Source organism: Candidatus Doolittlea endobia (assembly GCF_900039485.1).
In the GTDB taxonomy this organism is placed as follows: Bacteria; Pseudomonadota; Gammaproteobacteria; order Enterobacterales; family Enterobacteriaceae; genus Doolittlea; species Doolittlea endobia.
In genome coordinates, this window is sequence record NZ_LN999833.1 from 157,780 (window position 1) to 171,920 (window position 14,141).

A 14,141-nucleotide genomic window follows, 5' to 3' on the forward strand; every position below is an offset into this window, starting at 1 on the left:
GATCGTTGTTCGTCTTCCCAATACGTATAGCGTCCTTTTGATCACGAAAATAAAGTTTAGAACATTTTCTAATGCAGTCTGCAGGCGTAGCACTGAGCTCCTAGTGCTAAACAAGCGTTGCATCGCTCTCTATTTGCTATAGCGAGAGCAGATAACAATCTTTGTTATATGCAAAATGAAAAGGACATAAACCAGTGCATTTAAGTCACAACTAAAATTATTGAATGGTATGTTGTTAGGCGCCATTATCAATGAATTTGAGTCTCAACTATCATTCATTTGTTATTTTAAAAAACGCTAGATAGATTTAGCAGTTATGAAAGTTAATTTTTTTTGAGCACTTAAATCGTTTTTAATCATAGCAAAGAGAAGAGTCGAGAGTGTCCTATTCTGTTTCGCCAATGTCTGACATTGGCGGGTAAAATGAAAATTAACTCCACAGGTAGATAAGTTAAAATTATTCTGCAGAGTAGGCGCTATGATAAATATATAGATACTTATGCTACGAGGAGCTATAATTACAGTAATTTGTAAATAAACGAGTGTATCTATGATCCGTAGTATGGTTGCTTTCGCTCGGAGTGAAATTAAAGGAACTTGGGGCACTGCTGCGTGGGAACTGCGCTCTGTTAATCAACGGTATTTAGAAATTAACGTTCGTCTGCCAGAACAATTTTGTGGCCTCGAACCCATAATTCGTGAACGTATACATCTCCACCTTACCCGAGGCAAGGTGGAGTGTAATTTGCGCTTCGATGTGAAGCCTGCTGCACAAGACGCATTTATACTTAATGAAAAGCTTGCTAAACAGCTAGTAGAAGCTGCGCGATGGGTTAAAATGCAAAGTGACGAAGGCGAGATAGACCCGATGGATATTTTACGTTGGCCTGGCATGATGGCTGCTACGGAGCAGGATTGGAATGCTATCAGTGCCGAATTGCTGAACGAGTTTGACGTCACGCTCAAGGAGTTTATCAGTGCCCGAGAAACCGCGGGCAACGCGCTTAACGCATTAATTACACAGCGACTAGTGAGTATTAGTACAGAAACGGCTAATGTGCGTCAGCAAATACCAGAGGTATTAAATTGGCAGCATAAAAAGCTGCTAAATAAACTGAAAGAGGCTCATGTACAACTGGACTGCAATCGACTGGAGCAAGAACTCGTAATATTAGCGCAAAAAATAGACGTTGCGGAAGAACTAGATCGCCTGGATGCCTATGTAAAAGAAACTTACCACATTTTGACTAAAAAAGAGGCTGTAGGCCGTCGGTTAGATTTTATGATGCAGGAATTTAACCGTGAAGCAAATACCTTAGCGTCGAAATCTATTAATAAAAACGTGACAGCATCTGCTATTGAATTAAAAGTATTGATTGAACAAATGCGCGAGCAGATTCAGAACGTTGAATAAAACATGCTTTTACGTTGTTTTACTAGTATACAAAGACCATTAAAGTCACGACCGAAAGTCTAGCGCGGACTATAAGTCACACAGACGTTAGAAGTTGATCTAAGCGCCCAATACCTTGACGGTCAACAAGTGAAGCGTACTATTGAGGCCCTTTTGTAAGTGTCATTTGCTCGTTTCTACTTTCCACTTACAACTCTAGTTTTATGAAAGTACATTTATTTTTCTTCTAAAAAATAACAACCAAGTTTAAACGACAGCTTCTCAGAACAAGACTCCTGTCGGACATCGCATAGACAATTAGTAATCAGTAGAAGTAACGCAGTCGATTTGAGTCTTGCCATCATCGTTCCGTTGTAATTGAAAGCGGCGGGAATATGCGTATTGAACAACCTTAGAGATATATAACTACAATCAAGGTGACGGCAACGCTAGATAAGCGGGAGCACTATGCTCCATGAACGTTATCGCTGTTGTATATCTGTACTGATGAACCGAGATAGTTGCCGTTAAGACCTGAAAATTGTAGCATAATGACTCTTTACGCCTGGCAGCGGCAACGCGCTAGCGAAAATGTGATCTCCGTTGCTTCAATAAACTGACGTCGATTAAGTGCTATGATGGATCTGCTTCATTAGATACGGCAAAGCTTTTCTTGCAGAGATTATGATTCAGCTAGAAGAAGCACGATTTCAGCATTCGTGCACTTAGGGCCAAGTTAAGCGTCACGAGTCAAGGCAGGCTCAACGCTGCAGAGATTCCCGCCGGGCCACTTCCGCGTTTAGTTCATCAAGCTTGTCTTTCATTACGTCACGACAGTGTTTACTTAAGGCCCGTGCCTGTTCTCGACTGTAGCCGGATGTTTCCAAAGGCGGTAAAATTTCGATAATAACTAATCCATTGGACCAACGATTGAGTTTAATTTTATTTGAAGTATTAGAAGTACAAATCGGCACAATAGGAATGCCGGCGGCAATAGCGGTATAAAATGCCCCAGTTTTAAACGGGAGTAAACCACGACCACGACTGCGGGTGCCTTCCGGAAATATCCAAATGGAAATATTACGCTTTTTAATGCTTTTCACAATTTCGGTTAGCATGTTGTGGGCGCGAGTGCTGTTATTGCGATCGATAAGTAGATTGCCGGTGAGCCAGTAAAGTGGTCCGAATAGCGGTATCCACAGAAGGCTTTTTTTTCCCACTGTCACGGTGCGTGGCTGAACCACATTCGCGGTAGTGACCATATCGTAATTATTCTGATGATTAGCGATATAAATACAATTTTGCGGAAGCGTCACGTTTTCAGGATGGCGACATTCCACCCGAATACCAAACAGAGGTGACATACGTCCGAACCAGCGACCAAAGTCAGCAACATGACGAGGATCACGTGGACTGAACAAGCAATAAATCAAGCCTAAAACGCAAATCAACATCGACAACAGCATCACTAGAATAGTACGAATAATAGCGAGCATAATTTACCTCTTAACCTTCAACTGTTACCAGTACGCTGTCTAAAGAACTTGACCTGGCGTCGCTCGGTTAGCCTGATTCTTAGGCTGTTCTCTCGTCGCCAGCCAGGGGATCAGTGATTTCCACTCGGTCGATATGTTGAGTCCCGAGAGGCAACAGCATTCCCTTGCACCCACGTTCAGCGCTGAATTTTTGCAAATTTTCCGGTTGAAGAGTTAACGTGCGCTGACCGATGCAAAACGTCACAGAAGCTTGGTTTGATAGAAGATATAGCCCGGCAAGACGATCTTTGCACGCACCCGAGGAAGGGATAGAGATAATTTTATTACCTTTACCTTTCGACCGATTCGACAAGTTTTTGACCGGAAACATCAGCAAACGACCGGCTTCGGTTAACGCCAACAGCTTATCAGCTGAATCTTTCAGCCACAACGACGGCATGACTTTAGCGTTTTTCGGCAATGTCAACAGCGCCTTACCGGCGCGATTACGCGTTACCAAATCGCTGAAACTACATATAAAACCGTAGCCGGCATCGGAGGCAATCAGCAGTTTTTGCTCATTGACGCCGGTAAGCATCTGCTCGATTTTTACGCCAGGCGGTAAGATTACCTTACCGGTCAGCGGCTCACCCTGGCTACGCGCCGAAGGAAAGCTGGCCGGCTCCAGTGCATAGCTGCGTCCGATAGAATCAATGAATACCACCGTCTGATTGCTTTTGCCGCGTATCGACAACAGATAGTTATCTCCAGATCGATAACTTAGCCTACTCGGATCAATGTCGTGCCCTTTAGCGCTGCGCACCCAGCCCATGGTCGAAAGAATAACAGTTATCGGCTCCGATACCATAAGCTTATTTTCGCTCATCGTTTTTCCTTCGCTATGCTCTATTAGACGCGAAAGGCGTGCGTTTCCGTAAGCGGCAGCGTCTGCCTCAATTTCTTTTTTCAGCAGGTTTCTCATCTTGTATTCCGAGGCGAGGATAGCCTGAATTTTATCGTGTTCTCTTCCAAGCTTATCCTGTTCACTGCGCAGCTTTATTTCTTCCAAGCTAGCCAAATGGCGAAGTTTCAGCTCAAGGATAGCATCGGCTTGCGTCTCGTTTAGCTTGAAGCGCTGAACCAGCACCTGTTTCGGTTCGTCTGAAGTACGAATGATATGGATCACTTGATCTAAGTTAAGGTAGGCTAATAACAAGCCGGTCAGAATGTGCAGCCGATGTAGGACTTGGCCAAGCCTAAAATTCAGGCGACGGCGCACGGTATTGCGACGATAAACAAGCCATTCCGACAATATTTCATGCAAATTCTTTACCGATGGGCGACCATCTAAGCCGATCATGTTCATGTTAACACGGTAACTACGTTCTAAATCAGTAGTTGCAAACAAATGGTTCATCACCTGCATCAAATCAACGCGATTAGAACGCGGAACGATAACCAGACGGGTTGGGTTTTCATGATTTGACTCGTCACGCAAATTTTCAATCATCGGCAATTTTTTTTCACGTATCTGGCTTGCTATCTGTTCTAGTACTTTGGCACCGGATACTTGGTGCGGCAAGGCAACGATGATCGCTTCTCCGTTCTCGATTGTCCATAATGCACGCATACGCACGGAGCCACGTCCTGTCTGATATATTTTGCGCAAATCATCTGCTGGGGTAATAATTTCCGCCTTGGTAGGAAAGTCCGGGCCTTTAATGTATTCTAATAATTGTTCTAGCATAGCGGCAGGATTGTCCAGTAGTACAATCGTAGCGGCAGCTACTTCATTAATATTATGCGGCGGTATATCGGTCGCCATCCCTACCGCGATGCCGGTAGTACCATTAAGCAATACATTCGGCAATCGCGCCGGTAGCGTTTTCGGTTCCTCGAGGGTGCCATCAAAATTAGGCACATAGTCAACCGTGCCCTGTTTTAATTCACCAAGAAACACATCGGCATAATGAGACAAACGGGATTCAGTGTAACGCATAGCGGCGAAGGATTTGGGATCGTCCGGCGCTCCCCAATTACCCTGACCGTCTACTATTGGATAACGAAAAGAAAAAGGTTGCGCCATCAACACCATAGCCTCATAACAAGCGCTATCGCCGTGAGGATGGTATTTACCCAAAACGTCGCCGACGGTACGTGCTGATTTTTTGTGTTTTGCGCTGATATTTAGTCCCAGCTCAGACATAGCATAAACGATGCGTCGTTGCACTGGTTTAAGCCCGTCTCCAATAAACGGAAGTGCGCGGTCCATAATGACGTACATGGAATAATTGAGATAAGCGTTTTCGGTAAATTTATGAAGCGCCAGGCATTCGACGCCGTCATGAATCAACTCGTTCATTAATAATTATTTCCTCTGACCACAGTATACGCACATGAGCAATCACATCTCTACATCTTAGATATTAGCATGATACTACTTTATACGTCCATTTGTTGTCAAAATACTCTTGTGAGAGTAAAGCGGTCAATGTGGCGAAAGTGCTGAGGTATTCAGAATAAATAGTTACATTACGAGTACGATAAATATCACAAGCATTCGACGCTAAAGTAAAAACGGTAGTCATAATAGAAAGCCGATAAACAGCAGGAATTGAATACTAACGAGGACGCTTTTATACAATGTTATTATAAAAGTGCGGCCAAATCACAATCCTTCCAATCTGAAGGTTCGCTAAAAAAGAAAACGCTTTAAAGTTAATTGCTATTCCTCGTTACTGCTGGATTTTTGCAAAGCGCCTTCTCTTACATACTATGGAAACGGCTGCTAATAATTAGTCCCCCTGACACTCAAAATATTTGAGCAGTATTAGTTAATAAGGCTGCTCATCTTACTGTATTGACACTCATCGCAACGCGCCTATTTAAGGCGCGGAGCAGGTTTATTGTAACTGTTCTGTCTAGAATGCCATCACACATAAAAGCTATCAGTGCTTTTATAAATATCTTTAACGTAGTTGCGTTTTATTGGCTTATGTTCAGATATACGTTGTAAAGCATCGAGATTGTAATGATAATATTGTAGTTAGTTCCTCTGTATGCGTCTGATTTTTGACTACCGCTGCAGCAGTGAGTATTTTGTTTTTATCGCCGAAATAGGTCTTACGCTTGTCATTAGTTTCGTCGAACATAAGCAATTCACATCACCCGGTGCACAAGGGAAAGAGCACCTGCAGGTATTCATCAAATAGGGCAAATAAATAAGAAACCGTTTTTATCAGTTCTACTGGATTTCGAAGACGGTTAGCACCACAATGCAGATGTTCATCAAGCTTACATACTGACAATGCCTGGCAATGATGTTATGATTCGTCTAGTCTTGCGCCAACGCGGTTTGTAATTTAAACCCTTTACCTTTTTCATCTATTTCATGAGTTTATACACCATGCGGTGACGTGTTCTAGTGCTTTGTATTAATTCGCTGACGGCTGATCTGCTGCTGTTCAGCGGGCTAACGAACCACATTAAGCTACTCTATCTCAGCGAATTCGGCACGATAATATCAACCGGGCAATAAACCAGCTTTACAGTGAAACCCCACCATGCTTGGCACGGAGAACACAACTTCGTTCTGGATCGGCATAACGGGACTACGCCTGCTTGACCTGTTTCACGATCGCCAAATGTGTCTTCCCTGCCCCGATGTGCCGATATATCTCGTTTAGCACTACGTCACAATTTTTACATCGATTGCCGCTCCTTTCGACTATCTCAGCGAGGTGTGTCGAAAGTATCACGCAGCCAGTCTATTTCCTATACTGAGTGTAGTTAGAAAATTGTATGGCATTAAGCGGCCGCACATTAATTTCCATTCGGCATACAGAAACATCACCGAACTTTTCCCACATGGCCAAAACCACATAGAATATTCCACGTCAAAAACCGCTTTCCACATCTTCGGCCTGTGACCGTTACAATAAAGCACGGGGACCGAGGCTTCCTTGCCAAAATTTCGTTATTGCCAATTGAGCAGGCAGTAGTGTTTTTTACCCCGTCGCAACAGGGTATACCGACCATAAAGCTCATCGTCCTCGTTGAAGACGTAGTCTATTGACGCCTGTTTTTTACCGTTGATCGACACGGCATAGGAGCTTATTAAGGCCCTAGCTTGTACGCGCGACGCTACCAGTTCAGCGACCACCAGCGCCTGTTGTAAATCCGCACCGCGCTTAAGATGGACAATCGGAATGCCGTCCTGCGCTAACTGAGAGAAATCATCCTCGGTTAAATCTGTCAATGCACCAGAAAATAGACTGGAGGTAATACGCTTCGCCGTCGTCAACCCCTGATCACCGTGCACAATACGGGTCACCTCTTCCGCTAAAATATACTGGGCACGCGGCGCTTTATTGCTGGCGCGATCCTTTTTTTCGAGCGCATCGATTGCCGTAAGATTCAGGAAAGTAAAGAATTTCAAGAAACGATACACATCGTTGTCAGTGGTATTAATCCAGAATTGATAGAACTTATATGGACTTGTCTTACTGGGATCCAACCATACTGTTCCACCTTCGGTCTTACCAAATTTGGTGCCGTCCGCTTTGGTAATCAGCGGCACTGTCAGACCATATACGGAATTTTGATGTAACCGGCGCGTCAAATCGATGCCGGAGGTAATATTTCCCCACTGATCAGACCCGCCTATTTGTAGGACTACACCGTATTGTTTGTTCAGATAGGCGAAATCATATCCTTGCAACAGATTATAGGAAAATTCGGTAAACGAAATGCCGCTATTGTCACGATTTAGCCGCTGCCTCACAGCTTCTTTATTGATCATTTGATTGACAGAAAAGTGCTTACCGATATCGCGCAAAAATGTCAGCACGTTCATCTTACTAAACCAGTTATAATTGTTGGCGACGACAGCGCTGTTATCACCACAGTTAAAATCTAGGAACATCGATACCTGGCATTTGATTTTTTTCACCCATGCCTGAACAGTTTCCGCTGTATTAAACTTACGCTCGGTGGCTTTAAAGCTGGGATCCCCGATAAGCGCCGTCGCCCCTCCCACTAATGCCACTGGCCGATGACCGGCTAATTGAAAGCGTTTTAGGTACAGTAAAGGCACTAAGTGCCCTAAATGCAAGCTGTCAGCGGTGGGATCAAAACCGCAATACAGCGAGATTGGTCCAGCTGCTAACCGTCTAGCCAGCGTCTTCTCATCCGTGACCTGGGCAATCAGACCCCGTTCTTGCAATTGTTGTATTAGGTTACTGCTTACCATTAAAACTCCGTTATCAAAAAAAAAGAAAAAGACACAAAAGACACAACGGCACACACGGGCAGGGAAACCTGTCATGCAACTAATATTCATGCCAGAACTTTATTCTTCTGATGCTTACCTGACAACCGTCCAACACGCCTCACAATGACACGTTACCTTAGGTAATTTTTTGTTTCAATTCTGTGTCCCAGCATTTAGAGGAATACATATACCTGGACTGGCGTGAAACCCAGATGTCTATTAGATTATTACGAAGATAGCTACGGGAAGTACTGCATTATTTCAATAACCACAACCGCTTCATGTTGAAGTATCAAGACCTGGCGCTGCACGCATGTGCCAGGGAAAATGCAAATTAATGCGAAAATTATAGGCAGATGCTAAAAGTTGATGCAGACAACAAAAATATTTAAGTAGCACTATTCGTTGGTAAAGGTGTTCGTTCGCATGTCCGTTCACATAAAAGAGCTAATCAGTGATTTTTATAGATACCTTTGCAGTAGAATGCACACGACATTCAGACGCGTGTCATTTATCATTTAGCTTTCTTGGAAATTTAGTAAAATTAATTAATCAGACTAATTATACGTCCGCCAAGTGAAACTGATACTTTAATTTAAATCAATCTCTGTCAACTTACCTGCGCGAACATAATTAATTTAGTTCAATTTTACAAGCTTGATGAATATTATTATATAATCAATAATTTTCGTCATAGGAAAATATTTAACTTGTAATGAAAACGTGATTGGTTGGTCGCTACCATAAGGTATATTATGACGCACATGCTCACCTGGCGCGATGTGCTCGCACAGGAAAAAAATTTACCCTATTTACGAGATATGCTGATGTTTGTCGACAAAGAGCGGGCGGCAGGGAAAACTATTTATCCGCCAGCTAAAGATATGTTTAATGTTTTTCGTTTTACAGAACTGAACGCGGTAAAAGTGGTAATCCTCGGCCAAGATCCATACCATGGACCAAATCAGGCCAACGGTCTTGCGTTTTCTGTCAAGTCAGGAGTACCCGTTCCTCCATCGCTGGTCAATATTTATAAAGAACTAGCCAACGATATTCCCGGCTTTGCTATCCCGAAACATGGCTGTCTGCAAAACTGGGCTCAACAGGGCGTAATGTTACTTAATACAATATTGACAGTAGAGGCGGGCAAAGCCCGTTCCCACGCTGGTCTAGGTTGGGAAACTTTTACTGACAAGGTCATCAGAGTTCTTGATGCACAGCGTGAAGGTATTGTTTTTCTACTGTGGGGTTCCTATGCTCAGAAAAAAAGCACAATTATAAAATCTAAGCACCATCAAGTGCTTACAGCATCGCATCCCTCGCCTCTGTCTGCTCGCGGCTTTTTTGGATGCCGTCATTTTTCCATAGCTAATGCGCTATTGGAACAGAAAGGACAACAGCCCATTGATTGGTCGCTGACATTTCCAGAGACGTGAATGTAGCGTTACTAATAGGTACATGGTAATTGAAGCGCCTTTACCAAACTTAGAACTATTAGGGAATCGAAGGGGCTCACGGGGTTAAAGACAAGGCTAGCTGATAGTAATTCTCAATACGTAACAATGCATGTTGCCACGCAACATTTTTAATATGAAAGTAATCCTGATCTATCCGTTTAGTATATTTAAGTAACGATGCGCGAAAGATTATTATAGCATCAAAAACGTATGTGTGCGTCCGAGTGGACTCGAACCACCGACCCCCACCACGTCAAGGTGGTGCTCTAACCAGCTGAGCTACGGGCGCATAAAAATTCACTCGTTGCGGGAGAAAATATTAATAAATACCTTTATTTCCTGCAAGAAGAAAATGTGCTTTTCACCCCGATCTCGATCGCTTATCACTGACAAAGTATTTCCCTTTTAGGAATGTTATCACGAGATGTAAAGATATCGTGACTCAAGTTGACTGATTATTTATTTTCTTGCTCTCTGTATTGCGACTCAACGAATCTTCTGTCATGTTTTTGGAGCGCAAAACACATAGACGTTACAGAAATTATTAATATTGGGTTAACAAAGACACCTTTGCATGACTCTATTTACAAGCTTTTATTGGATTCATTATGTAGTAAACGACATAGCGAATCAAGCGGCAGAACTTATGTGCTCACATAGGCAAAATTGAAATCGATGTACAACAATATTATTAAATGATAAAATCACTATTAGTGTGCTTTACTTGCTGTCTAAATTTAAGTGATAAATGCATCATGCTTGATAAGAAATTTGATCCATGTACTGTGCTTGCTGAAATCTGACGTTTTTTAGTTGTTAGAGACGACACGTCTTTCCCATTGCAGTTAGTTTGATATCAAACGATTCTATATTAAACATGCTTTAACGAAAGCACTGACTCCGCTGTGCTCAAGTATGGACCGAGTCGGTGACGCTTAACAAAACAAATAATTGGTCATAACGATACTGGCAGTTTATGCCTATCTTATCGCTCACATTAATAGCAAATGCTAACCTATATTGGTGTTTTATCTTGTCTTCTTTTTTATCCGCTTGTGACATACATCATAGTGTTGAAGTAGCCCAAGTGGACAGCCACACGGCTCGTAGTTACCTTGATGCGACATCGACCTTGCCGAAATTCATTTGCCATGGCTGGCATTTGTGCTCATCTCCGTAGTAATAGTTTTGATGTTTCTTTACATAAAATCTACCTACACACCTACAAGCCAAATCTTTTCAAGCGATGTCTCCAGTATTACGTTAAGGCGCTTTCCGTTACGAGTCCGATGCCTTTCACTTAGGCACAAACTTCCAGACACTTCGGCTCTTATATCACGATATTGACATCGTTGCACAGATGTTGCTCAATATTGAAACATACATTAAAGTCGCGGCACGTCACTATAGTTACAACTACTGTACAGTTTACAGCTCAAGCTGTGATACCACCGCTTCATTCCTATGCTAGATTGATTATCTGCCGCCTAACTCAGCTTCTAGATCGTTACGTGTCCTCGAGAGAGGAGGGAGTATAATAGGAGAAACGGGCGCTATCGGGATGCCTGTTTAATCAAACAAGCATTTGCGTCCATTTCAGCAGTTCGTTTTCTACTAGTTGATATTGTAGAGGTAAACGATAAAAAATACGTTAAGCAATCAGCCAATGTAAAGCGACGAAGTCAAGATCAATGTTATTATTCGCACGCAATTTGCGTTTGGTCACAACGGCTCAATGTGGGAAAATAGCATCAAGCTTACGGTTTATTGTAACCAACTGGATACTGTTAGACAGGATTTGGCACGTACTACCGATACCAAGCGATGTTTATCTCCGGACTGTTATCAGGCAAGTAAACCTAAGCGTGTCTGCCGAAGATAAGGCACTCATGTAGCCGCTGCACCGTCATTCTGAGAAAGTCTCATTTACTGTGCAGCATGTGGCGCACAAAAGCTGCGCCAGCGTCGCAGCTTTTGTGCGCGAACATAGTTCGTCTTGCACAGATATGACGTAATCTATTCTAGTGCCTATGGTTACCGACTACGTATATCGTGGTATTTGCGCGGTGAATAGTCTTTTACTGAACAGCGGTACTGGATGTTGCGTTTTGGCCAGCGCAACTTTGTTTAGATTGATGGCGTAATCGACTGGCACATGGTGGCCAGGGCGCTAGATCTGTTTTGCGGACAGGCGCTGCTGCACATTGCTTACGTGCCTTGTAATCTAGCGACGCTTGTGTGGATAGCAAATTGTTAATAGTAGGCTATATTCCGCCTCTATGAAAGATGAAGAAAGGAATGGTATAATTACGGCAAGAAGTGCACATTTAAATCCGGAAGGCGAATTTGCCATGGATAACTGGATAGCTGGCTTCGCCAATCCGCAATCAACCGAACAGCTGACCGATACTTGGAAGTGTTGCGAGCAACAGTGCAAAGACCATCCGGATGCTTCTCTACTGTTGTGGCGCGGCGTTGGAACAGTAGAAATTTTATCCATGCCTTAGCATGGATAACGATATCCTGAGTGCAGCGCAATTATTCCCGCTGGCTGATGCCAGCATGGTGAAAAACAGTGCTAAAAACGGAATCCGGCAAGGACATTGCCGAACTAGTGTATAGCGTGCGCGATATGGACGCTATCAGTCAATTAAAGGCAACCCATAACGATGCAATGCTACCTCCCGAGCAGGAGGACAACGTTCGCCGAATGCTACTAGTGATCGTCGAAGATTTCCTTTGCGTAGTCATCAAGCTCGCTGAGCGTATCGCCCATTTTCGCGAACTGAAAAGTGCATCAGAAGATAAACGAGTTCTGGCGGCAAAAGAAAGTATCAATATCTACGCGCCTGTCGCAAATCGTTTCAGCATCAATCAGCTAAAATGGGAACTGGAAGATTTCTGTTTCCGTTATTTGCACCTCGATGAATATAAACGTATCGCCAAGCTGCTGCATGAACGGCGCATCGATAGAGAACGGTATATTGAAGATTTTGTCGTCTTCCTACGCAAATCCATGCAACAAAAAGGTCTGAAGGCTGATATTTACGGTCGACCGAAGCACATTTACAGCATTTGGCGCAAAATGAAGAGAAAGACCTTGAAGTTCGATGAACTGTTCGATGTGCATGGAGTACGAGTCGTAGTCGAACGTCTGAAAGATTGCTATGTCGCGCTCGCTATTGTGCATATGCACTTTCACCACTTGCCGGACGAATTTGACGATTACGTTGCTAATCCGAAACCTAATGGCTACCAATCCATTCACACCGTGGTTCTAGGCCCACGCGGTAAAACGCTAGAAATCCAAATTCGTACGCGTCAAATGCATGAAGATGCCGAGCTGGGCGTAGCCGCGCACTGGAAGTATAAAGAGGTCAGCACTATTTTTAACGGCGATCACTCTAGCTACGAACAGCGTGTCGCCTGGCTACGCAAGCTGCTGACCTGGAAAGATGAAATAGCAGACTCCGGTGAAATATTTGATGAACTGCGCAGTCAGGTATGTAATAGTCGTGTATAAGTATTTACATAGAAAAAATGTAGCCAGCCCCATTACAGCGAAGTTGGCATCGCTGTACCGATGCTAACATCAAAAGCTGTATCGTGCCGTTTACCTGTTAGTTATGCATTGGTGATCCGATCGAAATTATTACCAAGAAACGCTTGAACCTGAGCTAAGACTGCCCGAATCCCGCATATTATGCCATACTAACCGATAACTTGTTCCAAAAGCAGGGTCTGGGAAAACATTACCGCCGGCATCAACTATTGGAAGACGAACTCTGGAGGCATCAATTCGAATATTGATTAGATAGTTGATTATTTGTAAAGAAAGATGAATAAGTTTAGCGCTGAATGAGAAAAACAATCAGGCGCTACGCCTGATGACCCAGAAAATTTACCGGTACCGCCAACTGCGACAATGGATAGCAACCTCAAACGTAAACAATTTGATGCATTATGTAACAACCGCAGATTTCTGCGGATATCAATAGTTATTCTGACTAACGAGCGTCTTAACATGTTAGAGGTAGCCAGCTGCAGTGATTATCAAAAGATGCTGAGTGTTATCGAAACTTAACCAACTGCAAACGTCATTGACACGATCTGTTTGCACGGAAATTGGCGCGTCCTATCTCGCTCGCGTTTTGACCATACTTGATCTGCATGCCGCACTTTGGAGCTTTATTGTTTCGGGGTGTTTTATGTTGAACTGGCACTTGAAGCAAGGTTATTTGATTTTTCCGCACTCTGCGTATAGCGACAAATTTGAACGCTGGCATTCTCCGCGCCCGTTCGGCAAGACGTATATCGTGAATAACGAGTAGCTGAAAGCGATGAAAAGGCAGTTCATCTTATCGCCGCTAGCTGATATTTCAGCTACGCTGCTGACGTTGATAAAATGCAAAATCCAGCACACTTCGCGTCGATAAGCTTTGACTAGTCGATGTTGCTGTCTGTATTGACGCAAGTACACGAAAAAATCGATGAAGCGATACATGAGACGAAGTAGCCGTAAATCAATTCAGTATTGCGTCTTT

General features: G+C 43.4%; 6 protein-coding genes, 1 tRNA gene and 1 pseudogene. 4 read left to right on the plus strand and 4 right to left on the minus strand.

The window, feature by feature from the left end; translation table 11 throughout:
* The first annotated feature begins 550 nt into the window (after positions 1–550).
* Complete coding sequence (locus A4A68_RS00610) at positions 551–1,414, plus strand: YicC/YloC family endoribonuclease (protein WP_067565387.1); 864 nt, start codon at positions 551–553, stop codon at positions 1,412–1,414.
* Between the two features lie 740 nt (positions 1,415–2,154).
* On the opposite strand, the gene A4A68_RS00615 is transcribed toward A4A68_RS00610, so the two are convergent.
* Both A4A68_RS00615 and parC read right to left on the minus strand, forming a co-directional pair.
* Complete coding sequence (locus A4A68_RS00615; RefSeq protein WP_067565390.1) at positions 2,155–2,889, minus strand: 1-acylglycerol-3-phosphate O-acyltransferase; 735 nt, start codon at positions 2,887–2,889, stop codon at positions 2,155–2,157.
* A gap of 79 nt (positions 2,890–2,968) precedes the next feature.
* Positions 2,969–5,230, minus strand: a complete 2,262-nt coding sequence (gene parC, locus A4A68_RS00620; protein WP_067565393.1) for a DNA topoisomerase IV subunit A — start codon at positions 5,228–5,230, stop codon at positions 2,969–2,971.
* Positions 5,231–5,927: 697 nt separating this feature from the next.
* On the opposite strand from parC, the gene A4A68_RS03425 reads away from it, so the two are divergent.
* Positions 5,928–6,080, plus strand: coding sequence for a hypothetical protein (locus A4A68_RS03425; protein ID WP_158648166.1), 153 nt, complete (start codon positions 5,928–5,930; stop codon positions 6,078–6,080).
* Positions 6,081–6,844: 764 nt separating this feature from the next.
* Here the strand turns inward: A4A68_RS03425 and tyrS are convergent.
* Complete coding sequence (gene tyrS / locus A4A68_RS00625) at positions 6,845–8,119, minus strand: tyrosine--tRNA ligase (RefSeq protein WP_067565396.1); 1,275 nt, start codon at positions 8,117–8,119, stop codon at positions 6,845–6,847.
* Positions 8,120–8,895: 776 nt separating this feature from the next.
* On the opposite strand from tyrS, the gene ung reads away from it, so the two are divergent.
* Entirely contained in the window at positions 8,896–9,576 is a 681-nt protein-coding gene (gene ung / locus A4A68_RS00630) for a uracil-DNA glycosylase (protein ID WP_067565398.1), read from the plus strand.
* Between the two features lie 236 nt (positions 9,577–9,812).
* On the opposite strand, the gene A4A68_RS00635 is transcribed toward ung, so the two are convergent.
* Positions 9,813–9,886: transfer RNA gene (locus A4A68_RS00635), tRNA-Val, on the minus strand.
* Between the two features lie 2,014 nt (positions 9,887–11,900).
* On the opposite strand from A4A68_RS00635, the pseudogene relA reads away from it, so the two are divergent.
* Positions 11,901–13,383, plus strand: a pseudogene (relA, locus tag A4A68_RS03135) (GTP diphosphokinase); the annotation flags it as partial.
* Between the last annotated feature and the right edge of the window lie 758 nt (positions 13,384–14,141).

Coding starts and splice junctions, on each gene's coding strand:
- A4A68_RS00610 (WP_067565387.1), top strand. CDS start 551: ATGATCCGTAGTATGGTTGCTTTCGCTCGGAGTGAAATTAAAGGAACT.
- A4A68_RS00615 (WP_067565390.1), bottom strand. CDS start 2,889: ATGCTCGCTATTATTCGTACTATTCTAGTGATGCTGTTGTCGATGTTG.
- parC (WP_067565393.1), bottom strand. CDS start 5,230: ATGAACGAGTTGATTCATGACGGCGTCGAATGCCTGGCGCTTCATAAA.
- A4A68_RS03425 (WP_158648166.1), top strand. CDS start 5,928: ATGCGTCTGATTTTTGACTACCGCTGCAGCAGTGAGTATTTTGTTTTT.
- tyrS (WP_067565396.1), bottom strand. CDS start 8,119: ATGGTAAGCAGTAACCTAATACAACAATTGCAAGAACGGGGTCTGATT.
- ung (WP_067565398.1), top strand. CDS start 8,896: ATGACGCACATGCTCACCTGGCGCGATGTGCTCGCACAGGAAAAAAAT.